The organism is Flocculibacter collagenilyticus (genome assembly GCF_016469335.1).
Lineage (GTDB): Bacteria > Pseudomonadota > Gammaproteobacteria > Enterobacterales > Alteromonadaceae > Flocculibacter > Flocculibacter collagenilyticus.
Map to the genome: position 1 here is coordinate 3,198,601 of NZ_CP059888.1, position 16,261 is coordinate 3,214,861.

Annotated in this window: 12 protein-coding genes; 3 read left to right on the forward strand and 9 right to left on the reverse strand. The window is 40.5% G+C overall.

The features are described 5' to 3' along the window. Positions 1-66: 66 nt before the first annotated feature. The 9 genes from HUU81_RS14215 to HUU81_RS14255 form a co-directional block, all read right to left on the reverse strand. Positions 67-804 (reverse strand): hypothetical protein, encoded by a 738-nt coding sequence (locus HUU81_RS14215; protein WP_199609588.1) that lies wholly within the window; start codon positions 802-804, stop codon positions 67-69. A gap of 236 nt (positions 805-1,040) precedes the next feature. Continuing rightward, complete coding sequence (locus HUU81_RS14220) at positions 1,041-2,444, reverse strand: serine hydrolase domain-containing protein (RefSeq protein ID WP_199609589.1); 1,404 nt, start codon at positions 2,442-2,444, stop codon at positions 1,041-1,043. Positions 2,445-2,857: 413 nt separating this feature from the next. After that, positions 2,858-3,256, reverse strand: a complete 399-nt coding sequence (locus tag HUU81_RS14225) for an N-acetyltransferase (RefSeq protein ID WP_325071801.1) — start codon at positions 3,254-3,256, stop codon at positions 2,858-2,860. 511 nt (positions 3,257-3,767) lie between these two features. Next, positions 3,768-4,973, reverse strand: coding sequence for an OmpA family protein (locus HUU81_RS14230; RefSeq protein WP_199609590.1), 1,206 nt, complete (start codon positions 4,971-4,973; stop codon positions 3,768-3,770). Between the two features lie 109 nt (positions 4,974-5,082). Continuing rightward, a complete protein-coding gene (gene metH / locus HUU81_RS14235) occupies positions 5,083-7,728 on the reverse strand; it encodes a methionine synthase (RefSeq protein WP_199609591.1) in 2,646 nt (881 codons plus the stop codon). Continuing rightward, entirely contained in the window at positions 7,721-8,866 is a 1,146-nt protein-coding gene (locus HUU81_RS14240) for a homocysteine S-methyltransferase family protein (protein WP_233520514.1), read from the reverse strand. Before HUU81_RS14240 ends, metH begins: the two co-directional genes overlap by 8 nt. Then, the gene (locus HUU81_RS14245) at positions 8,863-9,987 is read right to left on the reverse strand and encodes a homoserine O-succinyltransferase (protein ID WP_199609592.1); all 1,125 of its coding nucleotides are present in this window, start codon (positions 9,985-9,987) and stop codon (positions 8,863-8,865) included. Before HUU81_RS14245 ends, HUU81_RS14240 begins: the two co-directional genes overlap by 4 nt. A gap of 300 nt (positions 9,988-10,287) precedes the next feature. After that, on the reverse strand, positions 10,288-11,322 hold the full coding sequence (gene recA, locus HUU81_RS14250; RefSeq protein WP_199609593.1) for a recombinase RecA: 1,035 nt from the start codon (positions 11,320-11,322) through the stop codon (positions 10,288-10,290). Between the two features lie 140 nt (positions 11,323-11,462). Then, a complete protein-coding gene (locus HUU81_RS14255; RefSeq protein WP_199612081.1) occupies positions 11,463-11,969 on the reverse strand; it encodes a CinA family protein in 507 nt (168 codons plus the stop codon). Between the two features lie 56 nt (positions 11,970-12,025). On the opposite strand from HUU81_RS14255, the gene mutS reads away from it, so the two are divergent. From mutS to HUU81_RS14270, 3 genes are read left to right on the forward strand one after another with little or no spacing between them, the layout of a single operon-like run. Continuing rightward, positions 12,026-14,632, forward strand: coding sequence for a DNA mismatch repair protein MutS (mutS, locus tag HUU81_RS14260; protein WP_233520515.1), 2,607 nt, complete (start codon positions 12,026-12,028; stop codon positions 14,630-14,632). Then, positions 14,632-15,258 carry a nicotinate-nicotinamide nucleotide adenylyltransferase gene (locus HUU81_RS14265; protein ID WP_199609594.1) on the forward strand — a complete coding sequence of 209 codons (627 nt, stop codon included), beginning with the start codon at positions 14,632-14,634 and terminating at the stop codon, positions 15,256-15,258. Before mutS ends, HUU81_RS14265 begins: the two co-directional genes overlap by 1 nt. 31 nt (positions 15,259-15,289) lie before the next feature. Then, positions 15,290-16,252 (forward strand): MOSC domain-containing protein, encoded by a 963-nt coding sequence (locus HUU81_RS14270; protein ID WP_199609595.1) that lies wholly within the window; start codon positions 15,290-15,292, stop codon positions 16,250-16,252. The last annotated feature ends 9 nt before the right edge of the window (positions 16,253-16,261 follow it).

Sequence of the window (16,261 nt, forward strand, 5' to 3'; positions counted from 1 at the left end):
ATATTTGCTACGTACAAATACAAACTAGCTGTTTTATGCTCACACTATAGTGCATAGTTAAATTAGTTATATAGAAAAATATATAACACCGTCAATTATAGCAGCATCGGCACTTTGTTTTTTGTGCATACCATTATTTAGCTTGATAAAACCTTTGGCAGATACAGGTAATCCATGTTTTTTGCCTGTTAATAGCCCATTACTTATTTTTGAATAACTTACATACTCATTTGAAAATGTACTACCTGCTCTCGGCGCTGGATCATGTAAAATTAGCTGTTCACTTGTTGAGCCTACTAAACTCACCCAATGACCGCCAATTCGCATATACTCATTTCTTTTTCCGTTATATTTATACCAACCTACATTTATCCAAGCAGCTGACTTATTTGTAATAAATGATTGGATTTTATCTATGTTGGGTTGCTTTATCCCAAGAGAATATTTTTTAGGGTGTTTACGCCAACCCTCATATTCCAGTTTTTTATATCCACCAAACAACTCATTTGATATTTTGGCTACTCCCTTCAAAACACCTGATGTGCCAGTTCCATTTTTCAAACTTGTATTCATATAAGCTTTAGATGCTAGCTTATGAATTAAAGCTTCCTGTTTATCTTTAGCACCCTTTAACCATACGAGCGAATTTGAAACAGATACAGGTGCACAGTATTGCTGGCCATTGCCACTATGCCCTCCAATTATATTGGTTTGCGTAAAGTCAGGTATTTCATTGATGTATAAGGTATTTGCAAAACAAATACTTTGAATAAAACAGCCTGCAATTAATAATAATTTTTTCATTGATACCACTCAAACTAGGCATTCACCTAACATCCCACTTATGCTTTAGAAAAACGCATCTAGGGCACGACTCTACAAAGCAGCACGCCACTGAAGGTTAATAACGAATGTTGGATTATATTACTGAATACCAACACCACCGAATTTAATGATTTAGTTGTTACATGAAAAGCCATAACAAAGCATGCAAAGTACTACTACATTTAATGGCTTATCCATTTCCGTTGTATGCAATGTTATTGCACCGCACTACAAATTGTAGCTTTGTCTTTAACACTTTTTGTTAATCTATGATCACATGCACGCGTAAGATTGCTCTTTGCTGTAGTTGATTCGTTAAACCTATCACTAATAAAGGCAAACAAGTGTAGTGATTTATCAGCAAGACCAGACCATAGTAACTCATAAGCTATTGCCGTCATTTTCTGCTCATCTAAATCATAGTTGTCTGTTTTTAACTCCCTCAATACTTTTTCGAAATTTCCCGAGTTGATGCTGTTCGTTAGTGCCAGTGACACATCTCGTTTTCGGTTTGGAACAGTCCGATTAAATAAAGCAGAGGCAACATCCAACATTAACTGTTGTTTAAGTGAATAGCTCATGCCAGTATTGCTCAATAAGATAATGCTGTGCTTTGCGTCAATAAATCGCATCATCATGGAACTGTAGCCATCTATTTTACCGTCATACATGTGGACGTTAGCCTGAATAGATTGATTAATTGGCACAACACCCACTCGCCAACTATAAGGCGATTCGGGATTGAATAACTGCTTTTTACTTTCTTTGTTTATTAGTTTGTTGCCATATAACGCCATGTCAAAACGATAAAGATCTTCAGCATTACTAAAAATCGCAGCACCTGCACCGAACAATGTCATATTTTTATCTGCAAGTACCTCATAGCCACCATCACCACTCCATTGATACGCCTTCACTACGTCAGCACTTTGCTGGCTGCCTACTGCCACGCCAGAATGTGTCATATTCAAAGGTTCAAAAATACTCTTGCGAACATTTTCTGAAAAAGGAACCCCCGTCACTTTTTCAATGATTTTCCCCAGTAAAAAATACCCTGGATTGGAGTAAAGGTAGTCAGCTCCCGGTTCAAACGTGATAGGTAACTTAGCAATGATTTCAATAAACTGTTGCTCTGTCGTTGAGCTGTGAAAATCGCTATTAAACCATCCGTCAATGGTAAAATGGTTCGGTATCCCAGAGGTATGACTAAGTAAGTGATGTATGGTTATTTGCTTGCCTGTCGTGTTGTTAAATTCTGGAAAATAATCTGCCAAGGTATGACTCAACGATAACTTTTCCTGCTCTTTAAGCATAAGAATCATTGTGGCGGTAATTGGTTTACTTAGCGAAGCAAGTTGAAAAGCGCTACTATTGGTAATTGGTTTACGCTCTGCTCGGTTTGCAAAGCCGTAGGCTTTTTCAAATATTTTCCGACCAGACTTAGACACTAATATTACCCCTTCAAAAGCGCCATTAGATACATAGTTATCTACAATCTGTTCTACTATTTGAGTGTCTGTCTTAGCTGGTTTAACTGAGTTCGATATTGCCTCTTTTGCAAACAACTCCGAAGATGCTAGAAAACATAGTATTAAAATTCCTATTCTTATGTTTTTCAAAACTTAGCTCTCCTGTCTGTATTTAATGGTATAACAACTGAAATGGCCTATCTCCGTTAGCGGTATCAATTTAGCCAAACTTATTTTTAGTATTCATGGTGTTGCTGAGCATTGCAAGTGTAACATTGGAGTGAAAGCCTACGCTGGCTTTCATTCTTAAGAGAAACACTATGCAGCTAGGTCATATAATTAATCGCAATGCGGGAGCAAAACCAACGGTAAGTTTTTCTGCTTGAGTGTCCCTTCTTGAATAAACTACCTTGAATAAACTGCCTTGATTGAACTGAATTGTTATAGCGGGCATGGCTACATAAGAAATACAACTAAATCCCATTAATTAGAAACAAAAATAGCGCCTGGGCATTCCTTTACGGTTAACACCTCAAACTTTACCAAGCCCGCATGTTCACTTGCTAACCTTTTGCAGAAAAAGATTCATGGTAAGTAACTATACCTCGAGGCCAGCTCCCTTGAATTAACAAAGCTTGAAAGTATTCTGGTGGCACATCGGGAAGCACCAAACTCTCTCTAGGATTGAAACCAAAACGACGGTAGTAGTGAGAATCGCCAAGCAATACACAACCGCTGGCGTTAATGTTATTTAACTCTTGAATAGCTGCATTCATCAGCTTTGAGCCAATACCTTTATTCTGATCACAAGGAAGAACTGAGATTGGCCCCAAGCCATACCAGCTATCAGCGCCATCTGAAATAGTAACGGGCGAAAGCGCCACATGACCAAGGATATTGCCCTCGTCTTCGGCCACTAGAGAAATGGATAACGCACCTGATTCACGAAGCGCCTTTACAATGAACTGCTCCGTATGTTAGGTGTGTGGCGCTTCAAGAAACGCAGCAATAATAAGCTCATGGATGTGTTGAACATCATTTTGCTGTTCTCTACGGATACTAATATTCAATTAAATATTTCCTTAAAGGTCGTCACGGTAAAGCGCATTAATAGCACAGCTCGGGCTTTACCACGCTAGCCAAGCATATTTGGCGTACATAAAACGTTTGACAGTGAAAGGTTATAAAAAGTGTATTTACTACATTTACTGAGAAGTTATTAGATAGTACCCACTTTTTAAAATGATATAGCAGATAAAACATACTAAATAAAGCGAGTAGTAGATAGATGCTCTAGTGCGATAACCTAAAATTTATTAGGAGTGTGGTTAATCCTGTGCAATCAATACAGCACTGTCACTTTTATGATTTTTTAACAATTAACTATTAATAAAATGACGTTATAAAAAGAGCTAAATACTCGTATTTAGCTCTTTAAGGTAAGGTTGTAGCAGGTGCGTTTAATAACCTAAATTATTTATTAGGTCTAAGTACTTTTTCGCGCTTGGTTGCCGTCATGCGTGCTTCAATCCGGCGATTAGCACGGTGCGCTGCTTCTGTATTACCCTCTTTAAGCAGTTGCGTTTCGCCATACCCTTTCCATGTTACTCGCGAAGCATCAATTTGATAATCTTCAATCAAAATTTGTGCTACGTTCTTGGCACGGCGTTCAGATAGATTTTGGTTATAGTCTTCTTTTCCAGGGGCTGATGCATGCCCTTCAATTTCCACTTTTTCTTCAGGAAATTTCTTCATAAATGCTGCAACTTCTGCAACTTCATCTCGAAATTGCGGACGTACTACATCACTTTCAGTTTCAAATAATACTTTTACTTTAAAACGTACTGGTACATCTTGATAAACCGTACAGCCTTTACCATCTACTAACTCAGTTTTCGGTGTGTCTGGACATTGATCGTCCTGATCTGCCACGCCGTCTCTATCTGTATCTAACGGCTGATTAGCAGCGCCTCTTAATTTACAACCAAATGAGTTTACTGTTTCGCCCCACGGAGTGTCTGGACACTTATCGTTTTCGTCTAACACACCATCGCGATCCGAATCCGCTTTCTTTACTATTTCGTTACGGTGATCAGGCTTAGTTGGCCTTATGATTGGTTTTTTAGCGTTACCACCAAAGTGATAAAGTACGCTGGCAACTAGCTGCACATCACTACTGCCGCCACCAATTTCTTTTAGTAGACCCGCTTCTAATTGATATGAAAAATGATCATTTAATTTTGCGCGCATTCCCGCACCAAGTTTTGCCGCCGTGTCGCTTACATTTCTTGTTGCGTAATCAACATCTATATGATGTAGGCCACCAACTAAATAGAGAGGGCCGTTATTTAAAAATCGTAATGCATCAATGCCATACATTCCGGCATCTTGAGCGTTGTCAGTGCCTTTAACATCTAACTCCATGTCTTGAATTGAAAAGCGCACTTCCCAAGGCTGAGAGTAACGATACCCCGTTGAAAGCTGCCATAGATTTCCGCTTTCAAATCCAACATCTGGTTGTGCAAAAGTGCGGTCATCATCAGGATTAAATAGACCAAAGCCTAACCCTACATTCCATTGATTAGCTATTTGTTTTGATAAATCTACTGGTGCAGCGTGTAGCGTTGCAGAAGATAAAGTGGCTAGCATTAACCCCGTTATTATTTTTCGTTGCTTCATGTCATCCCCTTTTTATTTATTAATTTATACTCAAAGCTATTGAAGATGTAGCTAGGTAGATACAGTATAAAGGAATATAATCAAATTACGATTTAACTTATTAAAAATGTTACATATTTAGATTGGGTGCTAACCATTTCTCAGCGTCTTGCTGTGACCAATGTTTACGTTTTGCATAATCGAGCATTTGGTCATGCTTTATTTTTGCCACTGCAAAATATTTTGCATCTGGGTGTGAAAAGTACCAACCAGACACGGCCGCACCTGGCCACATGGCGTAGCTTTCCGTGAGTGCAAGCCCAATATTTTTTTCTACCTCAAGTAGCTGCCACAATGTCGCTTTTTCCGTGTGCTCTGGGCATGCTGGATAACCAGGAGCGGGACGAATACCTTGATATTGCTCTTTAATTAATGCTTCGTTATCCAGCATTTCATTTTCAGCATAGCCCCAGTATTCTTTGCGAATTTGAGCATGAAGATATTCTGCAAGTGCTTCGGCTAACCTATCAGCAACTGCTTTTACTAAAATATTTTGATAGTCGTCATGCTCATCTGCATACTGCTGAGCTAGCTCTTCAGCACCAAACCCTGCGCATACGGCAAACGCGCCTATATAGTCGGATATGTGCGTATCCACAGGCGCAATATAGTCTGCTAAGCAGCGATTAAACTGCCCGTCTTTTTTCTTAGCTTGCTGTCTTAGATGATGTAAAGTAGCAATAGGAGTGTGTCTGGCCTCGTCTTGATAAACTTCAATATCGTCATGGTTGGTGGTATTAGCTGCAAATAAACCAAACACTGCATGCGCTTGGATCAAGTTTTCTGCAATAATTTTGTCAATTAAAGCGTTTGCATCAGCAAACAGTTTCTTCGCCTCTTCCCCAATTAATTCATGCTGTAAAATTGCTGGATATTTACCCGATAATTGCCACGTTAAAAAGAAAGGTGTCCAGTCGATATATTGCCTAACCGTAGTTAAATCAACGTTTCGTAAAACTTGTACTCCCAATTTTTTAGGTATAGGTGGTGTGTATGAGTGCCACTCAATCGCCAGTTTATTTTCCCGCGCAGTAGCAAGATCAATCAATTGCTGCTGGCTGTATTTGCGTTCATGTTGAGTGATTACACGCTCATAATCTTTATCCAGCTGCGCAACAAAATCTTGTTTATGTTGCTCACTAAGTAATTGGCTCGCGACTGAAACACTACGAGATGCATTTGCGACATACACCACAGGCTGTTGATAGTGCTCATTAATTTTCACTGCTGTATGCGCCTTTGAAGTGGTTGCACCACCAATTAACAACGGAATAGAGAATTGCTGGCGTTCCATTTCTTGCGCAATGTATACCATTTCATCCAATGACGGAGTAATTAAGCCTGACAGACCTATCATGTCTACATTATGTTGCTTGGCTTCCTGTAGAATGGTTTCACACGGAACCATTACGCCTAAATCAATAACTTCGTAATTGTTACATTGCAGTACCACGCCCACAATATTCTTGCCTATGTCGTGCACATCGCCTTTTACAGTGGCCATTAATATTTTGCCGTTGGTTTCACCTTGTGCTTTGTCTGCTTCTAAATAGGGTTGTAAATAAGCAACTGCTTTTTTCATTACCCTTGCTGATTTAACGACTTGCGGTAGAAACATTTTGCCATCGCCAAATAGATCTCCAACCACGTTCATGCCGTCCATCAACGGACCTTCAATAACATGCAGCGGCCGCGCTACTTGCTGCCTTACTTCCTCTGTATCTTGCTCAATATACTCGGTAATGCCTTTTACTAATGCATGCTCTAATCGTTTGGCTACAGGCCAAGTGCGCCACTCCAAATCTTCGGTCACATCTGACGTGCCACCTTTATTATATTTTGGTGCAATCGCTAACAGTTTATCAGTAGCATTGGGGTGGCGATTTAGCACTACATCCTCAACCGCTTCTTTTAATTCTTCGGGAATATCGTCATAAACAGTTAACTGTCCCGCATTCACAATTCCCATATCCATGCCGGCGTCTACCGCATGATAAAGAAATACAGAGTGAATAGCTTCACGTACTGGATTATTACCGCGAAACGAGAATGATACGTTAGATACACCGCCCGACACTTTAGCGTAAGGCAGCTGTTGCTTAATTTGCCGAGTCGCTTCTATAAAATCGACCGCATAATTATTGTGTTCTTCTATACCTGTGCCAATCGCAAAAATATTTGGATCAAAAATAATGTCTTGCGGTGGCAGCTTCACTTTTTCAACTAAAATTTGATATGAACGCTGGCATATTTCAAACTTTCTTTGCTGCGTATCGGCTTGCCCTTCTTCATCAAATGCCATCACGACGACGGCTGCACCATAACGTTTAACCTTAGTCGCATGTTCTATAAAAGCCGCTTCACCTTCTTTTAGAGAAATAGAATTAACAATGGGCTTACCTTGAATGCATTTTAAGCCTGCTTCAATAACTTCCCATTTGGACGAGTCAATCATAATAGGCACGCGCGAAATATCGGGTTCAGCGGCAACTAAATTTAAAAACTTAACCATAGCAGCTTTAGAGTCCAACATGGCTTCATCCATGTTGATATCTATAATTTGTGCACCATTCTCAACTTGTTGCCGGGCAACCTCTAACGCAGGTTCATATTCTCCAGCTAAAATAAGACGCTTAAATTTTGCTGATCCCGTTACATTGGTTCTTTCACCAACGTTAATAAACACTGCCTGTTTAGTGCGTAACTGATTATGCATGCTCCGCTCCTGCTTTATTAGCATCAGCTTGAACTGTAAATGCTTCAAGTCCAGAGAGTCGAAAAGCATGGTTTGATTCAGGTAATGTTCTAGGCTTAATGTCTTTGACTGCATGCGCAATAGCAGAAATATGATCAGGACGAGTACCGCAACAGCCGCCAAGAATATTTACAAAACCAGACTCAGCCCACTCTTTTAATTGTTCGGCCATTTGTTGCGGAGACAGGTCATATTCACCAAACTCATTCGGCAGCCCCGCATTGGGATGAACCGATATATAACTTTCACTGATACGAGACAATTCTTGTACATACTGGCGGAGCATGTCTGGCCCTAACGCGCAGTTTAACCCCACTGCTAACGGCGACGCATGGCTGAGCGAATTATAAAATGCTTCCGTTGTTTGTCCTGTAAGCGTTCTACCAGAGGCATCGGTTATCGTGCCTGAAATCATAATCGGCAACTCTATTTGCCACTTTTCAAAGACTTCAAACACTGCAAATACTGCCGCTTTTGCGTTTAATGTATCAAAGACCGTTTCAATCATAATGATATCTGCGCCGCCTTTTATTAACGCTTCAGTCGATTCAACATAGGCATTAACTAACTCATCAAAGCCAATATTTCTAAAGCCGGGATCATTCACATCCGGCGAAATTGAACAAGTGCGATTTGTCGGCCCCAACACCCCAGCAACAAACCGTGGCTTGCTTGGGTTACTTGCTGTCATTCTGTCTGCAGCATCGCGCGCCAACCGTGCTGACGCGTAATTAATCTCGGCAGAAAGCTCTGCCATTTCATAATCAGCCATGGCAACCGCCGTAGAATTAAAGGTATTTGTTTCAATAATATCTGCGCCGGCATCTAAATACGCTAAGTGAATATCAGTAATGATGCTGGGCTGAGTAAGTGACAATAGGTCATTATTGCCTTTTAATAAGCAGGGCCATTTTGCAAAACGCTTGCCACGAAAACCATTCTCATCCAGCTTTCTTGCTTGGATCATTGTTCCCATGGCTCCATCAAGAATTAAAATATCTGTTGCTAAACGCGCTTTAAGTGCTGTGATACGGTGATATAAAGGTGTAACGTCTAGTTCAATTGAGCTGATATCTAATGGTGTTATTTGATTACTCACAATGCAGCTCCGTTTTGCTGAGTAGAATGTTGAATAGATTGAATAGGTTGAATAGGTTGAATGGATTCAATGCTGTGTGTTCTAACTTTAGTTAAATCGTACGGCGTTGTTTGATAGACACAATAATTTAGCCAATTATTAAATAATAAATGACCATGACTTTGCCATTTATTACGCGGCTTATTTAACGACTTACTATGTGCTAGCCCGCTGGCCTGTGTTGAAAACTCACTTAACTCACTGCACTCACTTAACTCACTACACTCACAATCAAGTAAGCTCGCTTCAGTTACATTAACGTGTTCAGGATAATAATTTTCAGGTGCTGTTAATTCATCATTTTTTTCACGATTTTTTTCATTATTAGCAAGATCGCGTACATATTCTTGGTGAAGCGTTAATGCATCATATTCTGGATGACCCGTTACAAAAACAAACGGCTGTTTAATACTTTTTATTAAATACGCTCCCACCTCTTCTGAACCCGCTAAAATGTCTAGTGCATGACACTGCATTATCTGCTCGACTGGCGCTTGTACATAGCGTGAGTGTGGCACCCAGAATTCGTCATCAAAACCCTGCATAATTGGTTCATGCTGACAATATTGTTGATGTAAATATATCCCGCTGAGCTTTTTTTCTCGTAAACAGCGCTCTATACCATAAAAATAATACAGCGCCGCATGCGCAGCCCAGCATAAAAATAAACTGCTGGTTACATTCTTTTCAGCCCAACGAAACACTTCCTGTAACTGATCCCAATAGGTGACCTCTGTATACGATACTAAACCTAGCGGAGCACCTGTAATGATTAAGCCGTCATAACAAGTCGACTTTATCGCAGAAAAATATTGATAGAAGCTATCTAAATGCTGATGACTGGTATGTTTACTTTTATGCTGATCTAAACGAATAAAGTCTACTTCTACTTGTAACGCCGAGTTTGCAAGCAACCTTAATAACTGTATTTCTGTTACTTCTTTATTAGGCATCAAATTTAATATCGCTAACTTTATAGGCCGAATGTCTTGCTGGGATGCACGGCTATTAGGCATAACAAATACATTTTCGCGCTGTAATGCATTAATAGCGGGCAAGTCATCTTGTACTCGTATCGGCATAATTCACATCTCACTCTATATCTTTAATCAAGTGCGTTTTTATAAAAGCAGGCTGATCACTCAACATGTCTCTTTGAGTTGATATAAACAGTGTTGAATTATTTTTTAGACATGTCAACATCTGGATGGCTAAAAGTAAAAAATAACGGTTTAGCTAATATACCGACTAATGATTTATTTGTGCTTAGAAAAGATAGTTGGGCATTATGTAGAGAGTTAACGGCAATATTGCACAAAAAAAATGGCCGCTAATGCGACCATCTTTTTTAATGCTTAATGGAATAAACTATCGAATAAGGTTTACTCTCCTAATACAACTTCCTCGCCTTCTTCAGGCTTAATCGTTGCTTTAAGTAGCAGCATGTCGCGTAATTTCGTTTCAATTTCATTCGCAATATGCGTATTTTCTTGTAAAAACTTAATGCTGTTCGCTTTACCTTGGCCTACTTTCTCACCATTGTACGCGTACCAAGCACCCGACTTATCAACAACATCGTGCTTAACACCTAAATCTAGTAACTCGCCTTCTTTCGAGATACCTTTACCGTACATAATAATAAACTCTGCTTGTTTAAATGGCGGTGCTACTTTGTTCTTCACCACTTTAACGCGAGTCTCGTTACCAATGACTTCATCACCCTCTTTTACTGAACCTGTACGACGAATATCTAAACGTACCGATGCGTAAAATTTAAGTGCGTTACCACCTGTCGTTGTTTCAGGGTTACCGAACATTACACCAATTTTCATACGAATTTGGTTAATGAAAATACATAGCGTATTTGAACGCTTAATGTTACCTGTTAATTTACGTAATGCTTGCGACATTAAACGCGCTTGCAAGCCAACATGAGTGTCACCCATATCGCCTTCAATTTCGGCTTTTGGTGTTAGTGCAGCTACTGAGTCAACAACAATCATGTCAACCGCGTTTGAACGTACTAGCATGTCGGCAATCTCTAACGCTTGCTCACCTGTATCAGGTTGAGATACCAGTAACTCAGCCACGTTTACGCCTAGGTTTTCTGCATAAACAGGATCTAATGCATGCTCAGCATCAATAAACGCACAAGTTTTGCCTTTCTTCTGTGCTTCAGCGATGGTTTGTAACGTAAGGGTTGTTTTACCTGATGACTCTGGACCATAAATTTCAATAATACGACCCGTTGGTAAACCGCCTATACCTAAGGCAATGTCTAGTCCAAGTGAGCCAGTAGATACAGACTCAATATCTAACGCTTGTGAGTCACCTAAACGCATAATTGAACCTTTACCGAATTGGCGTTCAATTTGTGAAAGTGCTGCGCCTAACGCTTTTTCTTTATTGTTGTCCATTTTATACCCCAACTGATCTAATGATCGTATTATTTGTATTCAATTTAATGCCAAGAAGTATACTGTATACTCGTACAGTATCAACCCCTGTATAATAAAATTTTAAAATTTTTTCTTAATAGCGATGCTATCTTATTGTTTTAAAAACTATCTGCTAGTTCATAAGCACAGGCTAATGCTTTATAAATAGTTTGCTGTCTTACAGTACTGCGATCGCCGTCAAACACATGCCTTTCTGTCTTAACTACGAGTCGACCTGCTAACGTATGCGCCCAAGCAAACCATACTGTTCCAACGGGTTTTTCGTCACTACCACCATCTGGCCCCGCAACACCACTAACAGCAATGGCAATATTTGCATTAGCAGCAGTTAGCGCGCCTTGCGCCATTTCACTTACCGTCAGTTCACTTACTGCCCCATATTTGATTAATGTACTTTCTTGCACATTAACCAATGTTTGTTTAGCGTGATTGCTATAAGTAACAAAACTCTGATCTAAATAAGCAGAGCTACCTGCAATTTCTGTAAGCGCATAGGCAATCCCACCACCTGTACATGATTCAGCAGTGGTGATTTTTAACTTTTTAGTTGATAATAGCTGGCCTAAATCAGCTGACATTTTTACAATGTTTTCGCTTAAATCCATGGCGTTTATAGCGCTCATAAAATGTATACCCAATAAATAACACTAGATTAAAAATTATGCCTTCAGACGTTTCATCAGAGCAACAATTTCAAAATCATACCCCTATGATGCAGCAGTATCTACGATTAAAGTCGCAACATCCCGACATTTTGCTTTTTTATCGTATGGGCGATTTTTATGAGTTATTTTATGATGACGCGAAACGTGCAGCCGCCTTGCTTGATATTTCATTAACTAAACGAGGCAGTTCTGCGGGTTCCCCTATCCCTATGGCGGGTGTGCCATATCACGCACTGGAAAATTACCTTTCTAAGCTAGTTAATTTAGGCGAATCGGTGGCGATATGCGAACAAGTAGGCGATCCTGCAACCAGTAAAGGACCTGTAGAGCGCAAAGTAGTACGTATTGTTACGCCTGGCACGGTCAGCGATGAAGCACTGCTTAATGAACGGCAAGACAACCTGCTGGCTGCTGTCTATATGACAGCCAAACAATCTTTTGGCTATGCTTATTTAGATATAAATTCAGGGCGATTTTTTATTTGCGAGCCTGAAAACGCTGAAGACTTACAAGCGGTATTACAACGCACTAACCCTGCTGAGTTACTCTATTCAGAAGGGATGGCTCTGCTCGATATTATTGAAGACAGAAAAGGCTTACGCCGCCGTCCCGAATGGGAGTTTGAATTAGATACTGCACAGCGCTTGCTAACGCAGCAGTTTGAAGTAAAAGATTTAATCGGCTTTGGTGTGCATCAAGCTAATAACGGCATTGTGGCTGCGGGTTGTTTAATGCAATACGTTAAAGACACACAGCGCACAGCATTACCGCATATTAAAAGCATTGCCTTAGAGCAAAACGATGCGTCGGTAATTATGGACGCAGCAACGCGCAAAAACTTAGAGCTAACGCAGAATCTAGCTGGCGGTTTTGAAAATACCTTAGCCGCAGTACTTGATCAAACCGCTACCGCAATGGGTAGTCGTTTATTAAAACGCTGGATACATTCCCCGCTGACAGATCAAACCGTACTTAATCAACGTTTAGATGCCGTTACTGAAATACAACAATTAGCTTATGGTCTTGATATCCAAGACACATTAAAGCAAATTGGCGATATAGAACGCATTATTGCGCGACTAGCATTGCGCACTGCAAGACCACGCGATTTAGCGCGATTACGCAATGCATTTGCTCAGTTACCTGAATTGCATAATATTTTAAGCGACTTTAAAACCCGTAAACTTAATCAAATTAAAGAACACGCCCCTACTTTTCCAGAACTACAATCGCTATTAACGCAAGCAATTATTGATAATCCACCTGTACTTATTCGCGACGGCGGCGTCATTGCACCAGGATATAATGCAGAGTTAGATGAATGGCGAGAACTTAGTACAGGTGCAACTAACACGCTTGAAGCTCTTGAATTGCGTGAACGCGAACGCACTAATATTCCAACTTTAAAAATTGGGTATAACAAAGTGCATGGTTACTATATTGAAGTTAGCCGTGCCTACTCTGACAAAGTGCCTGTTGAATATGTTAGGCGTCAAACGCTTAAAAATAACGAGCGCTTTATTATTCCAGAACTAAAAGAACATGAAGACAAAGTATTAGGCAGCCAAAGCAAGGCGCTCGCGCTAGAAAAGCGTTTATACGAAGAGTTATTCGATGCTATTCTGCCTTACTTATCGCAATTACAATCGGCTTCTGTGGCATTATCCGAGTTAGACGTATTAACTAATTTCGCAGAGCGCGCAGACACCCTTAATTACTGTAAACCAACTCTAGCCGCACGCTCTGGCATTCATATTGATGCAGGGCGTCATCCTGTCGTCGAGCAGGTAATGAAAGAACCATTTATCGCGAACCCAATACAACTAAATAGCTCAAGAAAAATGCTCATTATCACTGGGCCAAATATGGGCGGTAAATCTACCTATATGCGTCAAACCGCGCTAATTACCTTAATGGCGCATATTGGCTGCTTTGTGCCAGCTGAATCGGCCACGATAGGCATTGTAGATCGTATTTTTACCCGAATTGGCGCATCTGATGATTTAGCGTCTGGCCGCTCAACCTTTATGGTTGAAATGACTGAAACAGCAAATATTTTAAATAACGCAACAGAGCACAGCTTAGTGCTGATGGATGAAATAGGCCGAGGCACCAGCACCTACGACGGTATGAGTTTAGCGTGGGCGTGCGCCGAATATTTAGCGTTAAAATTAAATGCCTATACGCTTTTTGCAACCCACTACTTTGAGCTTACTCAATTAGCTGAGCAATTACCGAGCGTGGCTAATGTTCACTTAGATGCGATAGAACACGACGACACCATTGCCTTTATGCATGCGGTTCAAGAAGGCGCGGCTAGCAAAAGCTTTGGCTTGCAAGTAGCGCAATTGGCTGGCGTTCCTAAAAACGTGATCAAAAAAGCAAAAAATAAATTATCGCTACTGGAACAACAAGGGCAAGCGGCTACAACAGAGCCTCAAAACACAGAGCATCCAGCCAGTACCACTGCTTTTGCTACACAGCAGCTTAATTTAATTGAGCCTGAAAACCCACTGGCTGATGAACTAGAGCGTATTGATCCCGACAGCTTAACGCCACGGGATGCCTTAGCGTTAATATACAAGTTAAAGGCATTAGCATAATGACCAAGTCCGCTATCAAAAAAATTGCCGTATTTGGCTCGGCATTTAATCCGCCAACACGTGGACATGCCGACGTCATTACACAATTACAGCAACATGCAATACGCTTTGATGAAATTTTGTTGATACCAAGTTATCAACATGCTTTTGGTAAAAAAATGGCTGACTATCAAACGCGCTGCGAGTTATTACAGTTATTTATTGAAGATATTACTCAAGCCCCTTCGGCATTAACACCTACAAAAGTAACCCCTTGCTTTGTTGAACACCTTATTGAAAAAGAGCAAGGTGCAGCGATCTATACTTATGACGTGCTCACTTTTTTAGAGCAGCGCTATCAAGCATTGAATGATCATCAACAATACGAGATGCACTTTATTATTGGCCCAGACAATTTAGCTAATTGGGATAAATTTTATAAAGCGCAAGAAATCAAGCAGCGTTGGCAACTTGTCGCAGTACCACAACAACAAGATATACGCTCCACTTACGCACGCGAAGCACTAGAAAATAGCCTAGATAATGATAGGGAAGCGCTGTTGGTCAAGTTACAACAGTACCTAACACCCAGCGTTGCGGAATATTTAATAACGCACAACGTTTATTCGCAAATTAAAAAAGACTAGCTATTCAGGCTAGCAGAGATAAGGACAGAATATGCAAGCTAGCCCAACGCCTACCACAGTAATTCATAACACCGTGCCTTCTGAACTGCGCGCGACTGTCAGCCAACTGAATATCTATCCTGTTAAATCACTACAGGGTATTTCGTTGCCAAGCGTAGAAGTAACACCACAAGGGTTACGCTGGGATCGTCACTGGATGATTGTAAATGAAGATGGCATGTTTGCTACTCAGCGCCATTTACCTAATTTGGCAAGAATTAGCACCGACATTACTGAAGAGCACTTAATACTCAGCGCCGAAGGGATCGCGCCTTTAGCAATTCCGCTCAAGCTTAAAAGCAATAGCGTAACCAAACGCTCCGTTAAGGTGTGGAAAAGTGATTGCGAAGCTATTGAAGAACGACATAGTTCTGAATGGCTAACAAACGTCATTGGTAAGTGGCGCAATCAATCACTTAGCCTTGTAAGAATGGCGCCTAACTTTAATCGTGCGGTTAGTGAAAAGCATTTAAAAGGAAAACAGGCAACAACCTACTTTGCTGATGGCTATCCATTTTTAATAACAAATACTGCATCGCTAATCTCACTTAATCAACAGTTAATTAGTCGCAATGAAAGCCCGGTGCCGATGTCACGCTTTCGCAGCAACATTGTCTTAGACAGCCAATTCGCCTTTTGTGAGCATAGCCATACCAATATGCGTATTAACCGCGTTAGCGATAACACAGAGCTATTACACTTTGATTTATGCAAACCTTGCGAACGCTGTAAAGTAACTTCAATAGATCAACTAACAGGTATCTCACCTGCACCGCAACAGCCATTAAAAACACTATTGGCGATGGATCATATTGACAAAAAAGGCGCTTTTTTTGGTCAAAACGCCATTTTAACTACCCATTTAAATGACACAAGCAAGCGACAAAATAACCGCATTCGAATAGGCGATACCGTTATATTATCCAGCCAAAATAATATTACCCAGACAACATAATTAAGCGCT

Coding starts and splice junctions, on each gene's coding strand:
- HUU81_RS14215 (WP_199609588.1), bottom strand. CDS start 804: ATGAAAAAATTATTATTAATTGCAGGCTGTTTTATTCAAAGTATTTGT.
- HUU81_RS14230 (WP_199609590.1), bottom strand. CDS start 4,973: ATGAAGCAACGAAAAATAATAACGGGGTTAATGCTAGCCACTTTATCT.
- metH (WP_199609591.1), bottom strand. CDS start 7,728: ATGCATAATCAGTTACGCACTAAACAGGCAGTGTTTATTAACGTTGGT.
- HUU81_RS14245 (WP_199609592.1), bottom strand. CDS start 9,987: ATGCCGATACGAGTACAAGATGACTTGCCCGCTATTAATGCATTACAG.
- recA (WP_199609593.1), bottom strand. CDS start 11,322: ATGGACAACAATAAAGAAAAAGCGTTAGGCGCAGCACTTTCACAAATT.
- HUU81_RS14255 (WP_199612081.1), bottom strand. CDS start 11,969: ATGGATTTAAGCGAAAACATTGTAAAAATGTCAGCTGATTTAGGCCAG.
- mutS (WP_233520515.1), top strand. CDS start 12,026: ATGCCTTCAGACGTTTCATCAGAGCAACAATTTCAAAATCATACCCCT.
- HUU81_RS14265 (WP_199609594.1), top strand. CDS start 14,632: ATGACCAAGTCCGCTATCAAAAAAATTGCCGTATTTGGCTCGGCATTT.
- HUU81_RS14270 (WP_199609595.1), top strand. CDS start 15,290: ATGCAAGCTAGCCCAACGCCTACCACAGTAATTCATAACACCGTGCCT.